Here is a 20,903-nt window from a genome sequence, read left to right on the forward strand (position 1 = left end):
CCGTTGATTTTCTGAAGCGAGAAGACTCCGGCCTGTCGGTAAACCGGGGTCGGCCCAAGCGGACCGACCCCGGTTTCTCGAAGGCTCATTGTTCCCTGATGAAGTCGGTATCGAGGATGGTTTTCGCGTCGATCGTCATCTTGAGCTTGCCGGCCTTGCCCCAGATGTCCTGCGCGAAATTCACCAGCTCGGACGCCTCGCTCTTTTCCGGCGTACCGAAGAATTCCAGGTTGCGATCGCGATCGTAATAGCGCACGCCCCTGGCACCGGCGGCGAAATCCTCGGGCTTTTCGAGATAGCCGCCAATGCCCTTGGCCATGATCTCATAGGCCTTTTCCGGATTGGTCTTGATGTATTCAACCGCTTTGTAATAGCCCTTGACGAGGGCCTTTACGTCCTCGGGATGTTTTTCGATCAGATCGCATTTGAGGGCGATCACGTCCACGATCAAGCCAGGGGTGGTCGTGGAATCGATCAACACCTTTCCCTTGCCGCCCTTGCGGACCTCGGTGAGGTGCGGCTCCCACGTCACGGCGGCGGGAACCTGGCCGGCGATGAAGGCGGTCGCCGCGTCATCGGCGGTCATGTTGGTGATGGTAACGTCGTCCTCGGTCATGCCTTCCTTTTTCAGGAGCACGTTGAACCAGAATTCGGAAACGGAGCCCTCGTTCAAGGCCACCTGCTGGCCCTTCAGATCCTTGAGCGACTTGATATCGGGCTGCGTGACGACGCCATCACCGCCGTGGCTGTCGTCGAGCGCAAGGACGTATTTGAAGCAGAGATCGTCCGAGCGGTACTTCATCAGCTCGTCGACGGTGGAGGCGGCGCCATCGAGATCGCCGCCGGCGACCGCAGCCATGTAAAGCGCTGATTCTTCTATGACCTTCAGGTCGACGTCGACGCCGGCCTCCTTGAAGTAACCGAGGTCGCGGGCAAGAAACAGCGGCCCGTAACCTACCCAGGTCGTCATGCCGAGACGGATGGCGCCCGCATTGGCGGGAGCTGCAAGCCCCAGGCCCAGCAGGCCTGCGCCGACCGCGCCCATCAGGCAGTTTCGAAATGTCTTCATTGTCGTGGTTCCCCTATGGCTGTTGCCGGCATCGGCCTCATTCTCGCGGCCTATGCCGGTTGCGTTTCGGCAGCCGCTCTTGTTTGGGCGTCGCCTCCCAGCGAGCCTTGCGTGTTCTAAGGTTTGCAACAGAGCATCCGGGCCAGATCGCAAAAAGAAGTCTTTTTCTGCCCATTGCTTCGTCGAAACCGAAGCGGCTCGATAGCCGATCGGCGGCCTGGCTCTGGACCTGGCTGGCCATTTTCCGCAGGGTCGCCGACAGAAGCGGCCTCGATGCCACGGCGCTGGAAAAGACAAGCGCCTCGTGCGCGAACCCGCTCCTGCGGAGGCACAGGAACCGACGAGAGCGGCCGACGTTTTCGCCAGATGAACGAAGCTGCCCGCACGGGATTGGAGAGCCCGCCGAAACGCAGGCTCATCGGACTGGAGCCAAGGTGGAACTGAACGGCGGATGTCTTTGCGGCCGGATTCGCTTCAACGTCACAAGCGAACCGAGAGTGCACTATTGCCATTGCGATATGTGCCGGCGCGCGACCGGCAGTGCATTTGCGGTCCTGGCGTGGGTGCCTTCGCCAGACCTGACCTGGATCGACGCCACTCCCGCCTATCGCCGATCTTCGCCAATCGCCCAAAGGGGGTTCTGTCCTGCCTGCGGATCGCCGCTCAGCCTTGCCTATGACGTCTCGCCCGGGGAAATCGCGCTGCATGTCGGCACATTCGACGATCCAGCGCGGCTGGAGCCTCGCTACAACTACGGATCAGGGCAGCGGCTTGGCTGGGTCTGCTGCGGCGTGGACTTGCCGCACCGCGAAACCGAGGAACGCTGGTAGGCGCCTGAAAGCAACGCAGCTCGCTGGCCGAAAGGACGGAGATCGATGTGATGAGTATTTTCTATCGGGCGGCCAAGATTGCGGAGCAGGCGCATGCATCGCAGCATGATAAGACAGGAGGCCCCTATATCGATCATTGCCGTCGAGTGGTCGACGCCGTCGAAACGATAGATCAGAAAGTCGTCGCTTATCTGCACGATGTCCTGGAAAAAAGCGAAGGCTGGAGCCGGGCCAAGCTCGAAGAGGCGGGCTTTGGACCGACGATCGCTGCCGCGGTCGACGCCATGACACGCAGAGAAGGCGAGGACTATTTCGCATTCGTACGCCGGGCTGCATCGAACCCATTGGCGCTGCCGGTAAAACGGGCGGATCTGGCCGACAATATCTGGCAATCAAAGCAGATCGGAGCATCCACGGCCAAGTATGAAGAAGCATTGCGCATTCTTGACGACGAGTTCACCAAGTGAGTGCCGGGATGCTGGCGGCAATCGCGTCCTGGCATGCGACAAGCACCACTGGACGATGCCTGTAGTCGCGCGATGCCAAAATACATGGATTATGGGAACCAACCCGTTTGGTAATTTTCGTACCAACGTTTTTAGTGACACGCTGGGTGGGTGGTTTTATGAATCCGATGATCGATCCGCGTCCGGCATGCCCTCTGATGCGCAATGCCTGGCTGCCTTCGGATCGCTTCGGGACCAAGGTGACGCCCATGCGGGAATTGCCGAAAGACATCGACGCCGATGTGGTGATCGAAATCAGCAGATTGCTGGACGACAGCGCGCTTTTCGTGCCTGTCCGCGTTCATGAACTCACAGCAAGGGTAAGGCAGAAAGTGAAGACGGGATTGCCGGATCGTTCGATCGAAGAGTTGATCGTGGAAATGGCTTCCTTGCGTCGGTTGGCCATGGCCTTTGAACTGCCCGGATCGGAAAATGTGGTGCAAATTCCACAGCGACTCCTACGCTGACCGCATCAAGGTCACGCGCTCCACCCGGCGGTCAGGACAAGCGATGCCTCGAACACCTGGGCGCCCGCCTCATTGCGCACCTTGCCGGTATCTTGACCAGGTCGCGATCCGGCATTTCATCGCGAGCGACTTCCTGCGAAATGCGAATGGCTTCTGCCCTCGCCTGTTCTCGCGATTCAAATGGCTGGCCGTCGTTGGGTACGGGGCCATGACCGTTATAAAGATCGAAATGACACCGTTTCATTTTCGGGGCAGCCTTGGACACCTCTAGCGTGCTAATACCCAGCGACACTGGTGGTTCCCGCTCCGGCGCTTGCGCCAGAATACGCGCAGGCTGCCGATGATAGGGTCCGCCATCTTCCGAAGGCCTAAGGTCCGGCTGCTATCCTTGCGTCCAGGACATCTGGCGATCGGCGTTTCAACCCCGATCGCCTTGAGGCTATGATGTTAGAGTCCCTCTATCTGCAACTCGGCCAGCATGACACTCTGTCGGACGTCGAGAAGGTCTTGCTGGCCGAAACGGTTGTTTTCGGACGCGAGTTCGAAAAGGGGCAAGATGTGGTCAAAGCGGGGTCCCGGCCAACCTATAGCACCATGCTGCTGGATGGCCTGGCGGCACGCTACAAGGTGCTCGAGGACGGCGGTCGGCAGTTCACGTCCTTGCAGGTGCCCGGTGACTTCGTCGATCTCCACGCCTTTTTGCTCAAGACCATGGATCACGGTATCGTCGCGCTGTCACCTTGCCGGGTGATGTACGCGGACCACAACAAGCTGAAAGCCATTACGGAACAGGCCCCTCACCTGACCCGGCTGTTGTGGCTCGATACGCTGGTCGATGGGGCCATACATCGCGAATGGATCGTGGCAATGGGCCGCCGCTCCAGGACCTCGCATCTGGCCCATCTCATCTGCGAACTGTTCGTACGCCTGCAGGCGGTGAAACGCACCAGCGGCATGAGTTTCCATCTACCGTTGTCACAGACTGAAATGGCCGACGTGCTTGGGTTGTCGGTCGTGCACATGAACCGGGTGATCGGAGGCTTGAAGAAGATCAAGGTAATCAGCTGGACGAACCATATGGTCACCATTCTGGACTGGGACCAGCTTGCCAGGCTTGCCGAGTTCGACCCTACCTATCTGAGCATCAACAACGAACCGAGATGAGCAGCCTTAAACTCAGTTATGAGGCGGATTGCTCCACCACAACTCAAGCGGCCCGCGTTACGAGCGGGCCTTGTCATTCCCTACGGGTGGATAGCGCTTGATTTGGCGGAAAGCCGGTCCAGCAGCTTGCGCGATTCCTCGATTACGCGCCGCGTGTCTTCAATATTCGAGCGAAGATCGGCAATCTGTGCCGCCGCCCTCCGTTGATATAGGCGCGCACTTTCATTGAGGAAGTAGTCAGGTTCCCACGGGTCCATCGCGATCAGATCCGTTGCGCACCAGTTCGAACGTTACTTTACCATAACGAGGGGTTTGCTAGCACCAGCACGGACATGCAGGGCAACCTCTCGGAAATTGCCTTCAGGCATCTGGTCCTTTGCTATTTCGAGCAACGCCTTTGCCGCCTCATCCTCAGCTGCCTCCAAGCTCGGAAGCTCGGTTCCTTCAGTGTCCGGGTAGGAGGTTCCGTTGTCGACTAGATCAAAATAATAGCGCGCCATCATCGGTAACAAGGCGGCGCGACCTTTGTTCCTCTCGACTTATCGCGAGTGCCGGGTAACGCATGCTTTGAATCCTCAGTATAGGTTACGCCGCCGATAACAGCGTGAGGATCAGTTTCACTACCGGGCTTCCTGCGCATACAATCCGATAACTACCGAGCTGCGGTCACGCGCCAGACCGTGTTTCCGACATCGTCCGCAATCAACAGCGCGCCCGCCTTGTCGACGGCAACGCCCACGGGCCGCCCATGTGCCTTGTTGTCATTGTCAAGGAAACCGGTGACGACGTCCTGAGGCTTACCGTCGGGATGACCTCCATTGAACGGTATGAAAACGACCTTATAGCCGTTGAAACGCTTGCGGTTCCAGCTGCCATGTTCGCCGACAAAGGCGCCATTGCGATAGGATTCAGGCAGGTTGGTGCCAGTGTAAAATGCCAGTCCCAGGGGCGCGACATGGGAACTTAGTGCATAGTCCGGAGGGATCGCCTTGGCGACCAGGTCCGGCCGCCGCGGCATCACCCGCGGATCGACATGCTGGCCATAGTAGCTGTAGGGCCAGCCATAAAACGCGCCGTCCTTGACCGAGGTCATGTAGTCGGGAACCAGATTGGGGCCGAGTTCGTCGCGCTCGTTGATGACGGCCCACAGCGCTCCGCTCTGCGGCTCCCAGCTCAAGCCGTTGGGATTGCGCAGCCCGCTTGCGAAAATGCGCGAACGGCCTGTCGCCCTGTCGACCTCCCAGATCGCGGCGCGATCCTTTTCCGCCTGGATGCCGTTCTCGGTGATGTTGCTGTTGGAGCCGACGCCGACATAAAGCAGCGATCCGTCCGGACTGGCGACGAGAGACTTGGTCCAGTGATGATCGATCGGGCCGCCGGGCAGCGGCGTCAGCACGGTGCCTGGCGCGGTGATCTTGGTCTCGCCGGATGTGTAGGGATAACGCACGATCGCATCCGTGTTGGCGACGTAGAGATCGTTGCCGACCAGGGCTACGCCGAAGGGCGAATTGAGATGATCGAGGAAGACATCCTGCACGTCGGGCACGCCGTCGCCGTTCGTATCACGCAACAGCGTGATGCGGTTGCTTCCCTCGGTGCCGCCGCCCGACGTCGCCATGGACTCGATCCAGCCCATGATCAGGTCCTTCGGACGCTTGATCGCGGCGCCGGGCGGCGCCACGGACTCGACCACGAGAACGTCACCGTTCGGCAAGGTGTAGAGCGAGCGTGGATGCTTCAATCCCTTGGCGAATGCCTGGATCTGCAAACCCTTCGCGACCGTTGGTTTCTCGTCCTGCTTCCAGCCGACGACCGAAGCGACATGCATGGGCGGAACAAGATATTGCGTTGGTTCAGGCAGTGTCGGATTTGGCCCGACCTGGCCGCTTGGGTCCGGGTCGTCGTTGCTGCAGGCGGGCAATGCCAAAAGCGATCCGCACAACAGACCGAACCCAAGGGCACGCCGGATGTGAGTGTTCGAAACCTGCAGGGCGTTCATTCGAGCACCTCCACGCGGCTGCGGCCGGTGCTCCATTCCAGCAACCACACGAGAACCAAGACGATCACGGCCGCCGCGGAGAGGATGAGCCCTGTCGGCACCACCGACGTCCAGCCGTCACGGCTGTGCACCAGCGCGTTGAAGAACGACAGCACAAGCACCACCAGGCCGCCGAGCAGATGGGCTCCGTGCTTACGGAGAATTCGACGGGTGAAGAGATCGAAAAGCGCCGCAAGCACCGCAAGAGCGCCCATCACGAGGCCGGCAAACAGCAGCCATGCGGAAAAATCGGCCCACATCATCTCCGCCGTTCGCCAATAGGTGAGGTCGGTCAGCAGCGTGCCGATGAAACAGGCATTGGCGACCGCCATCGGTGTCCGATGGATCGGACGGCCGACGACCACCGGTGTCGATCGCGAATTGGCCACGGATCTTCTCCGCCCCTGCTCCAGATGGCATCTGGGCTTCAAACAAACCTGAAGTTGAGATGTTCCGGGAACTGTTTGCGTTCAAGGACTTGTGATTGCCCTGACCAATGCCGATCACTGTCGGCGGTGAATGGCGCGAAGCGCGGTGTGCTCCGGGAATTCAAGTTCGCAATGTCCGCAGCGCGAGTAACATTGCCTGGCAAGCGGTGGGACGCCAGTTCCATTCCGTGTGGGAGATGAGCAGGGCCCGTATCGCCTCCCGCCAGTGAGATTAGGTTCGGCTTCGTACGTTTCTTACCGAGCCTTGGCCCTTTATTGTCAGTCATTGGCAGATGACTAGATTAATCAGGCGGCATCCCCAAATCATGCCGCAGTGGCCGATGCGGGCTTAGGCAATGTGCCGTCACCGGCATCGTCGCGTCGGCCACTTCCGCGATCCTCGCCCTGCAATGCCGGCATGATGGCGGTCAGCTGGGCGGGCGGTCCTGCCTCGAAGGGTTCTTTGAACCGAGGTCCCCGACCAGCCGACGGTATTGCAGTTCGGGAGGGCCGTAAGATTCCCGTGCCAGCGCAACGAGACCTTTCCGATCCCGGATCGTGATTTCGCCGCGGCGGGCACGGATGTAGCCATGGCTCTCGATTGTCTGAAGCCCCACTGTAACCCCGGGGCGCCTGACGCCCAGCATGACGGAAAGGAATTCGTGGGTTATCATAAGCCTGTCGCCAACGGTCCGGTCGCTGCACATCAGAAGCCATCTCGCCAGCCTGACCTCCAGGCTGTGTCGCGCGTTGATCGATGCCGTGTAGCTGGTCTGGACGTGGAGGTACTGGACGTAGCGCAACAGGAACGGCCGCAAGGTAGGGCTCTCTGCCAAGGCTTCGACGAACGGCGCGGCGCTCATCCGTATCGCTTCGCTCGTCGACTGGATGTAGCAATCGAAGCTTGCCAGATCGTCGCCCATGATCAGCGCCGAACCGGTCATGCCTTCGAAGCCGATTATTCCCACCTCCGATTCAGCCGTTCCCGCAGTCTTGGCGACGACCGATGCGATGCCACTCTCCAGGAAATAGACAGCTTCGATCTTTTGGCCTTCGATCTCCAACGGCGAGCGCAACTCCAGAAAAACACTTTCGAGATGCGGCCGCAGCCGCTCGAAATCGGCCACGCTCATTCGGCGCAACAACTCGCTCTTGGCCTGCAGAATCTTGGGATCCACGAGACGCTCTCCACTTGGGCAAGAGCACTGGGATCTCTCGGCCGGCCGTGCCCCTCGAACGAGGGGACGGTGGCAAAACATAAACTGTCCCACCCGGCCAGCACTAGGCAGGCGGCCGCGTCGGTATGAAACCGACAATAGCTGCTGTGGACAAATCGCAAGTTTTGTCGGCTATCCATCCTTCGCCAGAAGACGAGCTTCCCTGAGGATCGAGGCACGGTCGAACCCTACCAGCAACACTATGTCACGTATCTGCTGTTCCGTAGCGCCCGATTCCCGGGCAAGTGTACGAACGGCTTCGGGCGCCAGACCGGGGCGCTCAGGGTCTTTCGTCATGACATCCTAGCCTCACGCTGGGGCAGGAGTGCGATGGTCGCTCCCAAGCGTCAACGCCCGGATCGTGCTGCTGACGACCTCTTTGTGTACGCCTTCGTACCGAACTTGGCGAATCAATTCGAAACACGCCGGTTCGGGTGATTCCGGCGCGCCTTTTTTTGTACTCGCCCAAAAGTCATTGCAGATCATGGCTATGCGCGTTCGGAACGCCGCGCCTGTTTGCCGCGTTTGAGCTTGGATCGCTTTCCATGCACAGGTGAAACCCCATGTTCGATTGGCTGAAGCGCGGCGCGCCAGAACCGCGCAAGGGCATGCCCAGCCCCCGCCTCGACGAACAGGCTTTCAAGCGTCGCTATGGCGAACAGTTCAACGATCCGGCGTTCGAGCCCCTGGCTGCCGACATCGAGCGAATAACGGAGGTCGCCTGGCAGGCCTACAGGGATTCCAGGAAAAGCCCGCGGACCCGAAAGGCGGGCCGTGGCTTCGCCGATCCCGATTACGATCTGGCGGTCGATTGGCTCGAGGCGAGACAAGCAATCGAGCGCGCAAAGCGCATGAACGAGCTGGGCAAACGACGCCGCGTCCTGATCGTGAACGGATCGCCGCGCAGCGAGCACACCTGCCCCGGCGAGATGTCCAAATCCTATCGTTTTGTCGAAATCGCCCGGAAGATCTTCAAGGCCGGCGGCGCGGAAGTCGACATCCTGGATTTGTCCCGGCTGGCCGCCGAATACGGCCGCAAAATCTACCCTTGCAAGGCCTGCTTCTCCACCGCTGCCGCGCTTTGTCACTGGCCTTGCTCCTGCTATCCAAATCATTCGCTCGGCCAGACGCAGGACTGGATGAACGAGATCTATCCAATGTGGGTTGCCGCCCATGCGGTGATGATCATAACGCCTGTCCACTGGTATCAGGCCACCTCGCCGCTGAAGCTGATGATGGACCGTCTGGTATGCGCCGATGGCGGCAATCCCGATCCTAGTTCCACGCACGGCAAGGAGGCGCGGGAGGCGAAGGCGCTGGAACTCGAGGGATGGGACTATCCCCGGCACCTTGCCGGCCGGCTCTTCTCGGTAATCGTGCACGGCGATACCGAGGGAGCCGAAAACGTCCGGCGTTCTTTATCGGATTGGCTGAAATCGATCGAAATGGTCCCGGCGGGGCCGAAGGCCGAACTCGACCGTTACACCGGTTATTGGAAGCCATACGCTACCAGCCACAACGAGCTCGACGACGACATGGACCTGCAGGAAGAAGTCCGAAACGCGGCGCGTACGCTTCTGGCCGCGGCGGTCGCTCGGAAGGAGGGCACTTTCGTCGCCGCTGGACAGTCGCTGACCGATCCTCGGCAAAAATGATGTTCGACGGCTTTAGCCTGGAGATCGTCAAGCTTGCGGATGCGACATTGCGCGTGCGCCATGGTGGGGCTGGCCCACCAGTGTTGCTCCTGCATGGGCACCCGCGAACCCACACCACATGGCATCGCGTCGCGCCGATCCTGGCAAGACATCACACCGTCATTTGCCCGGACCTGCCGGGGTTCGGGCAATCGTCCGTCCCGGCCGATGCCTGGGAAAGCGCGGGATCTTCAAAGCGGGCAAAGCCGGCATTTGCGTGGCTCTCATGCACAGGCTTGGTTTTGATCGTTTCGCCGTCGCCGGGCATGACCGTGGCGCCCTTACCGCGTTCAGGATGGCGATGGACCATCCTGCCAGTATTTCGCACCTTGTCGAAATCGATGGCATTCCGGTCCTTGAGCATCTGGAGCGTTGCGACAGCCGCTTTGCGACAGAGTGGTGGCATTGGTTCTTCTTTGCCCAGCCAGACAAGCCCGAGCGCGCCATCAATGTCGATCCGCAGGCCTGGTATGGCGGATCGGCCGAGACGATGGGCAGAGAAAACTTCGAGGACTATCAGGCGGCGATCAGCAGTCCGCATGTCGTGCATGGCATGCTGGAAGACTACCGGGCCGGGCTCACGATCGATCGCCGGCACGATGCGGAGGATCGCGCCCGAGGGCTCCGGGTCGAATGCCCAACGCTTGTCCTGTGGTCGCTGCGCGACGATCTTGAACGGCTCTATGGTGATGTGCTGGCGATCTGGCGCCCATGGGCCCGGCACCTGCAGGGCCGAGGCATCGACAGCGGCCACCATGTCGCCGAAGAAGCACCGGACCTGTTGGCAAAGGCGATCCTGGACTTCCTTGCTTGAACAGCCGCTGCCGGATGACACGCAGCGTTCGTTCCCCGGGAACAAATCTCCCTTTGGAAAATTGTGACGCCGAGAAAAATGCCGCATGCTCCGGGCCGGAAATATCGCCTTGCGACGGAGTTCTCATCGAGCAGGGGCTCGCCATACGGTCTGACAAGGCCGGCCAGACGGCGCCAGGGGCGATCGCGCCGGCAAGGATGTCGCCGCTTGCGGGGACAGGGGGCCACCATTGAACGCACCAAATAGGCTTGGGCCAAGGAGGTGTAAGATCGATCCCAATCTGTGGTTCGCCTTTCTCGGCACCGTGATCCTGTTGCAGATGCCGCCTGGGCCCGACAGCATGCTGGTCATGGCACGTGGCATCGGGCAAGGCCGTGGCGTGGCGTTGTTCACGGTCGTGGGAATGACATTGGGCGCAGGCATGGTGCAACTGCCGCTGATCGCCCTGGGTGTCTCCTCGCTCTTGCGTGCATCGCCATTGGCATTTGACACGCTCCGTTGGGCTGGAGCAGCCTATCTGGTCTGGTTGGGCATAAGTTTGCTCTCGGACACGAAAAGCGATCTGGATCTCGATTGCGTCGAGCGCGTCGGGCCGCTCGCCGCGATGCGGGAAGGTATGATAGCCAACCTCATCAATCCTTGGCCCATGACCTTCATGATCGCCTTCCTGCCTCAGTTCGTCGATCCGAACCGTGGCTCTGTCTGGTTCCAGATGCTGATGCTCGGCGCGACCCAGAAATTGACTGGCGTCTTGGTCCTGGGGACCTATGCGGTTGCTTCTGGTGTGCTCGGCGAATGGGTCATGCGTCGACCCCGCGTGAGACTTTGGCAACAACGGATAGCGGGCTGCTTCATTGTCGGCCTTGGCATTCGAATGGTTGTGGGCGGCGGGGCCGGCAAGTGAAGCGAAAGTCTCCTCCGCAGATCCAACCATGACAAGATCGAAGCAGGTTTCAGGCTGGGCATGTTCAGCGAGCTGCGCAGCACGGAAGCCGGATCTCCTGATCGAGTTGGTTGAACCGGCGGGGATGCCAAGGCAGAAGCGGGCGCTGCGCTCTATCGCTACAATGTGGCCAAGTCCGGCGTCGCGGATCGAATGCCGATCGGCGCCATAGTGCGGGATGCCTCGGGAAAGGTCCCTGGGGGTTTGTGGGGCAGGACTGAGCTTGGACTGTTGTTCCTGGACATGTTTTTCGTGGCTGAGGATGTACGAGGAAAGTCGTATGGCAGCCGGCTCCTGTCAGCCGTTGAAACAGAGGCAAGAAAGCGTGGCTGCGCCCGCGCCGTGGTCGAGACCAGCAGCTTCCAAGCACCTGGCTTCTATGTTCGCCACGGATACGAGGAATTTGGCAGGGTTGAATTTGGCATTCCTGGCGCGGCGCGCATCTTCCTGCGAAAAGAGCTCTGAAAATTGGCGCTACAACCCTTTGGCGAGCTGGTGTATCGAAGGCGGCGCTTCATTCGAAGCGCCCGCCGCAATCGTGGTTGCTGAAGTGGCGGAGCCCCCACTGCCAATCGGTTGAAGCTCCCGCCTTGCCTTGCGAGAATCGCACATCGTTACGGCGGCTCCAGCATCCTCGGCTAGGATTTTTGTTCCGACGGGGGAGAGATCCGTTCCCGTAGGGACTGCTCCGTCGTGTCGGCCGCGGACTTGACGATTTCACCAATCTGGTCGGCCACCGTGCCTGCTTGCGAGTCCTGCCGTCCAGCTTGCTGCTTGATCGTCTCATAGGCGTCCGCGGCAACCTGCTTGGCCTGATCGAGGCCTTGCTCGAGCATGGTCTCCGAGGTGTTGCGAAGCTTCTCGCCATAGCCGCCCAGCTGCTCATCCTCCATTGCGGTATGGGGCAGCATGGCGCCTATCGCGGCGCCGATGGCGAGACCGACCGCCGCAACGGCGAGGGGCTGATCGTTCAACAGCTCCTGTGCCGAGCGGCTGGCTTTCGCAGCCATGTCGCCAGCCGTCGATCCTGCGCTGGCGGCGTTGCTCGTCAGCCCTTCGGCGACGCCGCTTGCTGCGCCCGATATGGCTGCGCCAGCGCTGCTTGCGGCCGACGTGAGCGATTCAGCGGTTCCGGAGAGCGTGCTGCCCAAGCCGCCGCCCTCCGCCTCGTCACCCCCGCTGGGCGGGGTTGGCGCCGTATAGCCGGCCGGGCGACGGCTGCCGTTCGACGGACCGCTGCCCAGCATCAGCCAAGCCAGACCGGCGCCCACCATGGTCACGGGCAAGGGATTGTCCCTGACCTGCGTTCTCAGGTTGTTGAGCATTGCCGAACTCTCTCCTCCAGAGAAGATGCCGGTGAATTCGTCCAGCAATTGTCCCGGTGTCATTTTGCCTCGAATGGATTCGGCGGTCTCCACCACCCTGGCGCGCGCGGCTTCCGCCTCGCGTTCGAGTTCGGCTGCGGATTTCTCGGTCATCTCACTTGTTCCTTGATCACAGTCGCGTCGCGCCTGAGCTGTTCCTGGGTTCGGTCGGGAGTAAGTTCGGAAGGCGCCATGCTTGCCATGCCGGTGCGCAGCAGAATGACGCCAAGAACTGCCACCACCACGCCGACCAACAGAGAGGACCACCCGGCCCCCAGCCCTGCCCTCGTCAATGCGATGACCAGGGCCTGAAGCAGCACGAGCAGAGCCGCGAGCAGGCAGATGGCCCCGCCCAGCACCTCGGCGGCGCCAGCGCCCGTCTTGGTAAACTTTTCAGAGAGCTCCGCCCGCAGAAGCCTGGCTTCGGTTTGCACCAGCGTGGTGACGTTTTGGGCCAAGTCGGTCACCAGGGTCGCGAGGCTGGGATTATCTTGAGTGTTCATCTGTCTTGCTCCCCATACTGCGTGGCCAGATCGTCAACGCCGCCGCCGAATCCTTGCGCCCCATCGGCCGACCAACCAGCAGCTTCGCCGGTCTGCGAATTGGCACCACGCGAGGCATTTCGAGATGCTTCGGGACTTCTCGGTGGGGAAGCCTTGATGAACCGACCCAACGCCAATCCGGCCAATACGGACCCGGCAAGCAGGACACCGGGGTTTTGCCGGCCGAAGGACTGCACATCCTCAAGCACCTGGCCGAACGGCTTTTGTTTCAACGAGGAGGAAAGCCGCTCGAGCCCGCCGGCGGCGTCCAGGGCAAATTTCGACGCGGTCCTTTCATCATTGTTGGCCAGATGCTCGCTGGCCGCGCGTAACGCGCCGCCCAACGCCGCCAAGCTCGATCCTATGTCGCGCTGCGCCTCCTCCGCCTTGTCCGAAATAACCTGCGTGGCTTCTGTCGCGTAGTCGCCAGCCTTGCGGGTCAGTCCGTCGCGAGCATCGTGAAGCAACTCGCTCGCGCGCTCCTTTTCCCGGCCAAGTCTGTCGGAGACGTCGCTTGTCGCCTTGTCGAAATCAGTGGGTTTACGGCCCTGGCCGTCATTACGTTGCATGGGTCACCTAGTGAAAACCGAGGAAGGAGAGGACCGCGAGCACGACAACGACGAGGCCGATAAGATAAATGACACCGTTCATGGCACGTTCCTCCTTGGCAGCCCAACTTCATGGACCCTGCGATGTTCCGTCGGCGAAGAGCTTTTTGCGATCCAAGAGCAATGCAGGAAGAACCGGTCCAGAGCGTCGCCAGTCCGTCATCGAGACGAGCTGCCCGGCCCGGGAGTTCCCCTCTGAGCACGAATACCTTCCAAGTGGATTCCACTGAGCCACCGCCGAAGTGCGCTTGAGAGAAATCGCTTGACCAGGATAGGATCCACCGTTCCCACCCGAATGGCAGGATCGCAATGACCCGCAACCCTATCGAGACGCTGTCCAGTCGCGCGCGGCGATGGGCAATCGGGTTGACCGAGCAGAAGAGCGTCACCGGCACGGACGGCGAGGCTGCCTTCGGCCCGTGGCTGGCGGCGGAACTCCGAGAGGAGACGGCATTTCAGAACGCGGAGGTCTGGACGATCGAGGTCGGACCCCAGGACGGCCGTCACTGCGTGGCGATGCTCCTGCGCGGCACTGGTCGCTCGACCGTGCTCTTGACCGGTCACTACGACACCGTCGGGACAAGCGACTACGGACAGTTGGAGCCTCTGGCCACTCGGCCCGACGCGTTGACAAAGGCGTTGCACGGTTCCCTCGTCGCCGCGAACGCTCCAGCCGCCATTCTGGCCCACCATGATTTCGCGGGCGGGGAGTTCCTTGCCGGACGCGGTCTTCTCGACATGAAGACGGGCCTTGCAGCCGGGCTGGCCGTATGCGCCGAATTTGCCGAAAGCGCAAAGCCGGCTGGAAATCTGCTTTTTATCGCAGTGCCGGACGAGGAGAACAATTCCGCCGGCGCCCGCAAGGCGGCGCAGATGCTGCCTGGACTCTGTAAAGAGCGCGACCTCGATTTGCTCGCGGTGATCAATCTCGATGCGATCGCGGATGATGGCGACGGCAGCAAGGGTCGCGTCATCGCTCTGGGAACCGTCGGCAAGCTGCTTCCGGCCGCCTGCGTGGTTGGTGTTCCCACACATAGCGGCTTTCCCTTGAATGGCCTCAATGCCGGCGCGATCGCCGCGGCAATCGCCGCGCGGATCGAATGGGCGCCCGAGCTCACCGACATGTGCGGCACCGAACCCGGCACCCCGCCCAGCCTGCTCGGGATTCGGGACGGAAAGACGGGGTATGATGTCACGACACCGCGGACCGCCCATGCCACTTTCAATGTGCTGAGTTATCGCCGGGCGCCCAGTGAGGTGCTCGACCGGTTCGACAGCCTATGCGCCGAAGCGGCCTCGCGTCTTTTACAGGAGCTCCGGCGGCGCGTCTCCGCTCAGCACGAAACAGGTCTGCTGGAGATGGTGCAATCGATCCCGGTCCATCGGTATGAGACTCTGCTGGCGCGTCTCGAAGAACCGGAGCGGATGCGGCTCGAAGCTGTTTCCGCTTCGATCGCCGCCGGCGACCAGCCCCTGCCCGAGAAGTGCCGATTGATAACCGAGCAGGCCTGGGAACTCAGCCGCTTGGCCGGACCAGCCATCGTGACGGGCTTCGGATCCATTCCCTATCTGCCGACAAACCTTTCCGCGCAGCCGGCAGCCGCCAGGCTGCGAGCCGCTGCCGTCGAGGTGGCCGACGAGGCAGCGGCTCGCTATGGCAGCGTGGTCACCTGCGCGGAATATTTCGCCGGGATTTCGGACATGAGCTTCTTTGGCGAAGCGGCCGAGTCCTCCCTCGACGTCGTCGCCCGCAACACACCAGCCTGGAAAGACAGCGTGCGCTGGCCCCTCACGCGAGCCCTGGCCAACATACCGACAATCAACATCGGTCCGTGGGGACGCGATTATCACACGCCGCTGGAGCGATTGCATGTCGGCTATGCGTTCGACGTCCTGCCGCAGCTCATTCGCGATGTCTGCGCCAGGATCCTTCGGCCCGACGCGACCTGACAAGTACCAAAGCGGAAGCGGCCCCATTTGGCCGCCGCCTTCGGCCTGCGACTATGACTATTCGGCTGCCTTCCTGTCGAACATCTGCTCACTCTGCGCACCAGAGCTTGGCCGTGGCGGCGAAAGCATTGGCTCCTCGCCCATCGGTGCGCCGGGCACCAGGGAGAACTCGCCCTTGCCGTCCATCGACGGGCCTTCGCTCCAGCGTCCCTGCGCCGGTGCTACACCTTCGATGAAACAGTTGATGAAGGCATAGGATACGTCCTGACGCTCTTTCTCCTGCGGGAAGGAATTGGGCACCGGCAGAGACGCGGTCAGGCCGCCCATGTCCTCGATCGCCGCCAGCCACTGCTGCTGATGCATGGTGTCGCGCGCAATGAGGAATGACAGCATGTCCTTCATTCCAGCATCGTTGGTCATGTTGTAGAGGCGGGTCGCAAGCACGCGTCCGCTTCCTTCCGCGGTTACGTTGGCGACCATATCGGCGGCAAGATTGCCGCTGGCATAAACATGCGAAGCATTGAAGGGAACACCGTTGGAGTTTTCCGGCAGGGCGGCGAGCCCAGTCGACAAGATATGACGGAAATTCATCCCGTTGAGGACAGAGCCGCCGACCGCATCGGACGACACGTCCTCCTGCAGCGAAAGCGGTGCCCCTTCGAGATTGAGCGCGACCGCGGTCGCCAGCATCTCGATATGGGCGAGCTCCTCGGTGGCTGTGTTCAACAGCAGGTCGCGGTACTTGGCCGGTCCACGGCACCCCCACGCCTGAAAGAAATACTGCAAGGCGACACGAATTTCGCCTTCCACTCCGCCTATGGCCTGCTGTAAGGCGCGTGCAAAGATTGGGTTCGGCGTCTCGACTCGAACCGGGAACTGCAATTTCTTGTCGGTGTAATACATGGCTGACTCTCCGTTTGAAGTCAGCCGAACCTCAGCCCGGAAGCATTGTTCCGCCCGGGTAGGCGTTTAATTTGGAAAGAACTGGCAACGGATCGCCTCGTGTCAACGGAACTCAATTGCACGACGACGACAGCCGCTCCGGCCGGTCGAACGCAGTCGTGCCGGCCGGCAGACCAGGATCATGCAACCTTGGAAAACAGAGCCACGTCACATCGGGCCAAGCCGTAGCGCCATCGGTGGTCGGTCGCGGCAACCCGGCTTTGGTAAAACAGGGAAAGCTGGCTGCCTTCGATCATCACCGTTGAATGACCGTTCTCGCCCGGCTGGCCTGGTTCGAGTACCGGGCCTATGGACACGTAAGGTCCGGCAACCTCGTCAGCGATGGCAAAAAACACGCGCTGGCGATTCCCACGAAGGCCATTTGGAAGAAAGCAAGTGGCGTTCAGAAGCACTCGGCCATCCGGCAACTCGACCAGTTGGGCACCTTCTATGCCCCATTCATAGTCGGGGTCCTCTCTCGTATTGTGATGAGGGACATCAGCATGATCGAGGATCTTGCCGATCCGCTTCCACGGCCCGAACCACGAGTCGGACTGGCTGCGTGCGAGATAGATGTCGGGCTGCGGCACCCTGTTGAATTTCGGCATGGCAGAGTAAACGAGATAGCGCCTGCCACCAATGACCGCCGGGTGCGGATCGTAGATGCCATCCTCTTCCGTGTCGGGGATGGCGAGAATGGCCGGGCTGAGAACCACCCAATGGAAGCCGTCGTTGGAAACCGCATGCTCGCAGCGGCCCCCGGATTTCATGAACTCGGTCTGGATGAACATATGGAAGACGCCACTTTCGTGGATGACGCCCGGAGCCGCGACCCCCGTCCCATTGATGGGAAGCTCGATCGCTTCGTGCTCGGTCCAAGGCCCATAGAGGTCGGGGGCCGTGGCGTGCAGGATCCTCCACGTCTCAGTCGTCACCGTCCCGCTGGAACCGAAGACATGCCACAGCCTGCCATCGAAGACGGGGCATGGGTCCTTGAGGTCATCCACGCTTTGCGGATGAAACAGCGGAAACACGTTGGTATCGAAGTCGATCTTCATCTTAGCCCCGGAATTTGCCCTTGCCCCGGACCCGCCCAAGCCGCGGGCGAATCAAGTTGATGTCCGGCACATTTTATAGCCAGCAAGTTCAACGCAAATACGGCGAAGGCGGTTCTCCACCAGCAAACTTGGTCGCGGGCAGTTTCGATGACCCGCCTTTTGAGACAGCCAGTCTGCCTCCGCGCAGCCGGCGCTTTGCATTCGTCCAATCCGAAGCGGCGACCGAGGCTCTCCGTTCCACCTTGGAACAACTCACCTACCCGAAAGTTAGGAGCTGAAACCGAAGTCTAGTTCCCCCTCATCCACGACTAACAAATGTTAGTCGCAACATAAACCACCGTCTATAAAAGGAATATCTCAATGGAAGCAGCCTTGGGCAGGGTAACCGTCAGTAAACAGGCTGGCAGGCAAAATCTACTGGTTTGCTTCTCTCATTTAAGGTGGAATTTCGTTCATCAACGCCCGCAGCATATCCTCACTCTCGCATCCATGCAGCAGAGGGTTGTCTACTTTGAAGAACCTGTCTTTGAAGAACTGCCGCAGCCGCTAATGCGGACGAGCGAGGCCTCGCCAAACATTCTGATTGTGACACCAGTGCTCCCGGTCGGCACGTCGGCCGCGAAAGCAGATGCCACGCAGCGCAGATTTGTTCAGCAGACAATCGCTTCTATGCCGCACAGCCGGCTGATCGCCTGGTATTATACGCCAATGGCTCTCCGCTTCACGGAGTACCTTGAGCCTGACATATGTGTCTATGATTGCATGGACGAACTCTCGGCGTTCAAGAATGCGCCGCCTGAATTGAGGCAGATGGAAAAGGCGCTTCTGCACCGCGCCGATCTCGTTTTCACCGGCGGCCTGAGCTTGTTCGAGACCAAGCGCCACCTGCATCACGCGATCTATCCCTTTCCGAGCAGCATCGACGTGAACCACTTTCACCAGGCCAGGAAGCCGGGAAAAGACCCGGCCGATCAGGCCGGCATTCCTCACCCGAGGGTCGGTTATTTCGGCGTCATCGACGAGCGGCTGGACGTCGATCTCGTAGCCCAGGCGGCGGAGACCATGCCGGACGTGCATTTCGTCATGCTCGGACCGGTGGTCAAGATCGACGCTGCAGGCCTGCCGCGCGCCGAGAACCTTCACTGGCTGGGCGGGAAAGCCTACCGCGATCTGCCCGACTACCTGCGCCATTGGGATGCCGGCTGGATGCCGTTCGCCCTCAATGAAGCGACCCGCTTCATCAGCCCGACCAAGACGCCGGAGTTCCTCGCGGCAGGGCTGCCGGTAGTCTCGACGGCGATCGTGGACGTGGTGCGCAGCTACGGCGCTGCCGGGCTGGTGGAAATCGCCGACAGCGACGATCTGGAAACCAAGCTCCGCTCGGCTCTTTCGCGACCGCGCCAGATGCTCCGGCAACAAGTCGACGCCTACCTTGCGGATACCTCCTGGGAGCGAACATGGAATGCCATGGCGGCTCACATCGAGCGCGCCCATGAACGCAAGAAAATCGTCCCTCTTCGCAGGAGCGCTTAGCCATGTTCGACTGGCTGGTCGTCGGGGCGGGTTTTGCCGGCAGCGTGCTTGCCGAAAGGATAGCCTCGCAGCGTCACGAAAGCGTCCTGCTGGTAGATCGTCGCGGCCATGTCGGCGGCAATGCGTATGATTGCTACAATGAAGCCGGCATCCTGATCCACCGCTACGGTCCGCATATCTTCCACACCAACAGCCAGGCAATCGTGGACTACCTGTCGCAGTTCACCGAGTGGCGGTCATACGAGCACAGGGTGTTGGCGGCGGTGGACGGGAAACTCGTTCCCATCCCGATTAATCTCGACACGATCAACAGCCTTTATGGACTGGACCTGACCTCGGCCCAGTTGGAGGAATTCTTCGCGTCGCGACGCGAGACTGTGGAGGACGTTCGCACGGCCGAGGATGTCGTTGTCAGCACGGTGGGCCGCGAGCTCTACGAAAAATTCTTCCGTGGCTACACCAGGAAGCAATGGGGCGTCGATCCCAGTCAACTGAGCAAGTCGGTGACGGCACGAGTGCCGACCAGGACCAACCGTGACGACCGCTATTTCAGCGATAGTTTCCAGAAAATGCCGGCCGGCGGATACACCAGGATGTTTGAACGCATGCTCGATCATCCGAACATCAAGATCATGCTGCAGACCGATTTCCGCGAAATCCGTGAGAAGATCCCGTTCAGGCGGATGATCTATACCGGTCCGATCGACGAATATTTCGGGTGGCAGCTTGGGCATCTTCCCTATCGCTCGCTGCGTTTCGAGCACGTCACCCTGGACCGCGAGCAGTTTCAGCCGGTCGCCGTCGTCAATTATCCGCAGACGCAAGATTACACCCGCATCACCGAGTACAAACATCTGACCGGCCAGCAGAACGCGCGGACCAGCCTGACTTACGAATACCCGACGGATATCGGCGACCCGTACTACCCGGTGCCGCGAGCCGAAAACGAAGCGCTCTACAAGCGCTACGAAGCACTCTCCGCAACCTGTCCCGACGTGTGGTTTGTCGGCCGCCTGGCAACATACCGCTACTACAACATGGACCAGGTGGTCGGACAGGCTCTGGCCACTTTCGCTCGCATCCAGAAAAGTCTGCCGGAATGGGCGGGCACTGGAAGGACGTCCCTGGCCGGACTGGTGGCGAGTTCTCCCGCACATGGGAGCTGAATTAACCGCGGCAGAAAACAGAAGGAGAATTGCGATGGATACAAACTTCAACTCGGAGAGCCGTTCGATATTCATTGTTGGCTTGCGCAACGCCCATGCCATGGAGAACCAAGCGCTGTCGATCATGAAACCACAGGTCGAGCGTATCGAGAATTATCCTGAGGTGGCTGATCGCTTGCGCCGGCATATTCAAGAGACCGAGGGCCAGATTACTCGGCTCGAGACGGTCCTGGAGGGTCTCGATGAAGAGCACTCCACTCTCAAGGACACGGCCCTGTCGATGGTTGGCAGCATGGCTGCCATGGGACACTCGATGGCAGGCGACGAGATCATCAAGAACAGCCTAGCGAATTTCGCCTTCGAGAACTACGAGATCGCTGCCTACAATTCGCTCCTGGTGCTCGCCGAGGCCGGCGGCTTCCAGGATGCCGAAACGGTCCTCAAGCAAAATCTGAGCGAAGAGGAAGCGATGGCCGATTGGCTTAAGGAAAATCTGAGCGACGTGACCCTGCGGTACGCCAAGTTGCGCGCGGCGGGGGAGACCGCAAAAAGCTGATCCAACGGCCAGGG

21 protein-coding genes and 1 pseudogene are annotated in these 20,903 nt (G+C 60.6%); 12 read left to right on the forward strand and 10 right to left on the reverse strand.

Going from position 1 to position 20,903, the window contains the following annotated elements:
- Positions 1–85: 85 nt before the first annotated feature.
- Positions 86–1,069 (reverse strand): ABC transporter substrate-binding protein, encoded by a 984-nt coding sequence (locus tag FJ943_RS24440; protein WP_140725686.1) that lies wholly within the window; start codon positions 1,067–1,069, stop codon positions 86–88.
- Between FJ943_RS24440 and FJ943_RS30195 the strand changes: the two genes are divergently transcribed.
- The 4 genes from FJ943_RS30195 to FJ943_RS24465 all read left to right on the forward strand — a co-directional run bounded on the left by FJ943_RS30195 (position 1,060) and on the right by FJ943_RS24465 (position 4,036).
- Complete coding sequence (locus FJ943_RS30195; RefSeq protein ID WP_281406179.1) at positions 1,060–1,899, forward strand: GFA family protein; 840 nt, start codon at positions 1,060–1,062, stop codon at positions 1,897–1,899. The genes FJ943_RS24440 and FJ943_RS30195 overlap by 10 nt on opposite strands.
- A 50-nt stretch (positions 1,900–1,949) precedes the next feature.
- Positions 1,950–2,366 carry an HD domain-containing protein gene (locus tag FJ943_RS24450; protein WP_015316448.1) on the forward strand — a complete coding sequence of 139 codons (417 nt, stop codon included), beginning with the start codon at positions 1,950–1,952 and terminating at the stop codon, positions 2,364–2,366.
- Positions 2,367–2,524: 158 nt separating this feature from the next.
- Positions 2,525–2,872 (forward strand): hypothetical protein, encoded by a 348-nt coding sequence (locus FJ943_RS24455; RefSeq protein WP_246671933.1) that lies wholly within the window; start codon positions 2,525–2,527, stop codon positions 2,870–2,872.
- A gap of 444 nt (positions 2,873–3,316) precedes the next feature.
- A complete protein-coding gene (locus FJ943_RS24465; RefSeq protein ID WP_140725689.1) occupies positions 3,317–4,036 on the forward strand; it encodes a Crp/Fnr family transcriptional regulator in 720 nt (239 codons plus the stop codon).
- A gap of 652 nt (positions 4,037–4,688) precedes the next feature.
- Here FJ943_RS24465 and FJ943_RS24475 read toward each other — a convergent pair.
- The 4 genes from FJ943_RS24475 to FJ943_RS29720 form a co-directional block, all read right to left on the reverse strand.
- Positions 4,689–6,035 (reverse strand): sorbosone dehydrogenase family protein, encoded by a 1,347-nt coding sequence (locus FJ943_RS24475; protein WP_140725692.1) that lies wholly within the window; start codon positions 6,033–6,035, stop codon positions 4,689–4,691.
- Positions 6,032–6,463 carry a DUF2231 domain-containing protein gene (locus tag FJ943_RS24480; RefSeq protein WP_140725695.1) on the reverse strand — a complete coding sequence of 144 codons (432 nt, stop codon included), beginning with the start codon at positions 6,461–6,463 and terminating at the stop codon, positions 6,032–6,034. The genes FJ943_RS24475 and FJ943_RS24480 overlap by 4 nt, the downstream gene beginning before the upstream one ends.
- 467 nt (positions 6,464–6,930) lie before the next feature.
- Positions 6,931–7,680, reverse strand: coding sequence for a Crp/Fnr family transcriptional regulator (locus FJ943_RS24485; RefSeq protein ID WP_140660831.1), 750 nt, complete (start codon positions 7,678–7,680; stop codon positions 6,931–6,933).
- Between the two features lie 171 nt (positions 7,681–7,851).
- The gene (locus tag FJ943_RS29720; protein ID WP_181174620.1) at positions 7,852–8,016 is read right to left on the reverse strand and encodes a hypothetical protein; all 165 of its coding nucleotides are present in this window, start codon (positions 8,014–8,016) and stop codon (positions 7,852–7,854) included.
- Positions 8,017–8,282: 266 nt separating this feature from the next.
- On the opposite strand from FJ943_RS29720, the gene FJ943_RS24490 reads away from it, so the two are divergent.
- The 4 genes and pseudogenes from FJ943_RS24490 to FJ943_RS24505 all read left to right on the forward strand — a co-directional run bounded on the left by FJ943_RS24490 (position 8,283) and on the right by FJ943_RS24505 (position 11,635).
- A complete protein-coding gene (locus FJ943_RS24490; RefSeq protein WP_140725698.1) occupies positions 8,283–9,374 on the forward strand; it encodes a flavodoxin family protein in 1,092 nt (363 codons plus the stop codon).
- Positions 9,374–10,227 (forward strand): annotated as a pseudogene (locus FJ943_RS24495) (alpha/beta hydrolase). Before FJ943_RS24490 ends, FJ943_RS24495 begins: the two are co-directional and overlap by 1 nt.
- Before the next feature lie 229 nt (positions 10,228–10,456).
- Complete coding sequence (locus FJ943_RS24500; RefSeq protein ID WP_140725700.1) at positions 10,457–11,131, forward strand: LysE family translocator; 675 nt, start codon at positions 10,457–10,459, stop codon at positions 11,129–11,131.
- 270 nt (positions 11,132–11,401) lie between these two features.
- The gene (locus FJ943_RS24505; RefSeq protein WP_246671934.1) at positions 11,402–11,635 is read left to right on the forward strand and encodes a GNAT family N-acetyltransferase; all 234 of its coding nucleotides are present in this window, start codon (positions 11,402–11,404) and stop codon (positions 11,633–11,635) included.
- A gap of 173 nt (positions 11,636–11,808) precedes the next feature.
- Here FJ943_RS24505 and FJ943_RS24510 read toward each other — a convergent pair whose 3' ends face one another.
- Genes FJ943_RS24510 through FJ943_RS30060 form a run of 3 tightly spaced genes read right to left on the reverse strand, consistent with a single transcriptional unit; the run spans position 11,809 to position 13,429 of the window.
- On the reverse strand, positions 11,809–12,648 hold the full coding sequence (locus FJ943_RS24510; protein ID WP_140725706.1) for a DUF3618 domain-containing protein: 840 nt from the start codon (positions 12,646–12,648) through the stop codon (positions 11,809–11,811).
- Complete coding sequence (locus FJ943_RS24515) at positions 12,645–13,037, reverse strand: phage holin family protein (protein WP_140715605.1); 393 nt, start codon at positions 13,035–13,037, stop codon at positions 12,645–12,647. Before FJ943_RS24515 ends, FJ943_RS24510 begins: the two co-directional genes overlap by 4 nt.
- Positions 13,034–13,429: a hypothetical protein gene (locus FJ943_RS30060; RefSeq protein ID WP_246671935.1), complete on the reverse strand. Its 396-nt coding sequence runs from the start codon at positions 13,427–13,429 to the stop codon at positions 13,034–13,036. Before FJ943_RS30060 ends, FJ943_RS24515 begins: the two co-directional genes overlap by 4 nt.
- Before the next feature lie 621 nt (positions 13,430–14,050).
- Here FJ943_RS30060 and FJ943_RS24525 point away from each other — a divergent pair.
- Positions 14,051–15,634 (forward strand): M20/M25/M40 family metallo-hydrolase, encoded by a 1,584-nt coding sequence (locus FJ943_RS24525; protein WP_210242414.1) that lies wholly within the window; start codon positions 14,051–14,053, stop codon positions 15,632–15,634.
- A 57-nt stretch (positions 15,635–15,691) separates the two neighbouring features.
- Here the strand turns inward: FJ943_RS24525 and FJ943_RS24530 are convergent, their stop codons facing one another.
- Positions 15,692–16,537, reverse strand: coding sequence for a manganese catalase family protein (locus FJ943_RS24530; RefSeq protein WP_015316430.1), 846 nt, complete (start codon positions 16,535–16,537; stop codon positions 15,692–15,694).
- Between the two features lie 179 nt (positions 16,538–16,716).
- On the reverse strand, positions 16,717–17,634 hold the full coding sequence (locus FJ943_RS24535; RefSeq protein ID WP_015316429.1) for a hypothetical protein: 918 nt from the start codon (positions 17,632–17,634) through the stop codon (positions 16,717–16,719).
- 360 nt (positions 17,635–17,994) lie between these two features.
- Between FJ943_RS24535 and FJ943_RS24540 the strand changes: the two genes are divergently transcribed.
- The 3 genes from FJ943_RS24540 to FJ943_RS24550 are packed head-to-tail and all read left to right on the forward strand — an operon-like array spanning position 17,995 to position 20,889.
- Positions 17,995–19,167 carry a glycosyltransferase gene (locus tag FJ943_RS24540; protein WP_140725715.1) on the forward strand — a complete coding sequence of 391 codons (1,173 nt, stop codon included), beginning with the start codon at positions 17,995–17,997 and terminating at the stop codon, positions 19,165–19,167.
- A 2-nt stretch (positions 19,168–19,169) separates the two neighbouring features.
- Positions 19,170–20,333, forward strand: a complete 1,164-nt coding sequence (glf, locus tag FJ943_RS24545) for a UDP-galactopyranose mutase (protein WP_140614620.1) — start codon at positions 19,170–19,172, stop codon at positions 20,331–20,333.
- A 34-nt stretch (positions 20,334–20,367) separates the two neighbouring features.
- Positions 20,368–20,889 carry a ferritin-like domain-containing protein gene (locus FJ943_RS24550; RefSeq protein ID WP_015316426.1) on the forward strand — a complete coding sequence of 174 codons (522 nt, stop codon included), beginning with the start codon at positions 20,368–20,370 and terminating at the stop codon, positions 20,887–20,889.
- Positions 20,890–20,903: the final 14 nt, after the last annotated feature.

Origin of the sequence: Mesorhizobium sp. B2-3-10, assembly GCF_006442275.1 — a bacterium.
Classification (GTDB): domain Bacteria; phylum Pseudomonadota; class Alphaproteobacteria; order Rhizobiales; family Rhizobiaceae; genus Mesorhizobium; species Mesorhizobium australicum.

Coding starts and splice junctions, on each gene's coding strand:
- FJ943_RS30195 (WP_281406179.1), top strand. CDS start 1,060: ATGTCTTCATTGTCGTGGTTCCCCTATGGCTGTTGCCGGCATCGGCCT.
- FJ943_RS24440 (WP_140725686.1), bottom strand. CDS start 1,069: ATGAAGACATTTCGAAACTGCCTGATGGGCGCGGTCGGCGCAGGCCTG.
- FJ943_RS24450 (WP_015316448.1), top strand. CDS start 1,950: ATGAGTATTTTCTATCGGGCGGCCAAGATTGCGGAGCAGGCGCATGCA.
- FJ943_RS24455 (WP_246671933.1), top strand. CDS start 2,525: ATGAATCCGATGATCGATCCGCGTCCGGCATGCCCTCTGATGCGCAAT.
- FJ943_RS24465 (WP_140725689.1), top strand. CDS start 3,317: ATGTTAGAGTCCCTCTATCTGCAACTCGGCCAGCATGACACTCTGTCG.
- FJ943_RS24475 (WP_140725692.1), bottom strand. CDS start 6,035: ATGAACGCCCTGCAGGTTTCGAACACTCACATCCGGCGTGCCCTTGGG.
- FJ943_RS29720 (WP_181174620.1), bottom strand. CDS start 8,016: ATGACGAAAGACCCTGAGCGCCCCGGTCTGGCGCCCGAAGCCGTTCGT.
- FJ943_RS24490 (WP_140725698.1), top strand. CDS start 8,283: ATGTTCGATTGGCTGAAGCGCGGCGCGCCAGAACCGCGCAAGGGCATG.
- FJ943_RS24510 (WP_140725706.1), bottom strand. CDS start 12,648: ATGACCGAGAAATCCGCAGCCGAACTCGAACGCGAGGCGGAAGCCGCG.
- FJ943_RS24515 (WP_140715605.1), bottom strand. CDS start 13,037: ATGAACACTCAAGATAATCCCAGCCTCGCGACCCTGGTGACCGACTTG.
- FJ943_RS24530 (WP_015316430.1), bottom strand. CDS start 16,537: ATGTATTACACCGACAAGAAATTGCAGTTCCCGGTTCGAGTCGAGACG.
- FJ943_RS24535 (WP_015316429.1), bottom strand. CDS start 17,634: ATGAAGATCGACTTCGATACCAACGTGTTTCCGCTGTTTCATCCGCAA.
- FJ943_RS24540 (WP_140725715.1), top strand. CDS start 17,995: ATGGAAGCAGCCTTGGGCAGGGTAACCGTCAGTAAACAGGCTGGCAGG.
- glf (WP_140614620.1), top strand. CDS start 19,170: ATGTTCGACTGGCTGGTCGTCGGGGCGGGTTTTGCCGGCAGCGTGCTT.
- FJ943_RS24550 (WP_015316426.1), top strand. CDS start 20,368: ATGGATACAAACTTCAACTCGGAGAGCCGTTCGATATTCATTGTTGGC.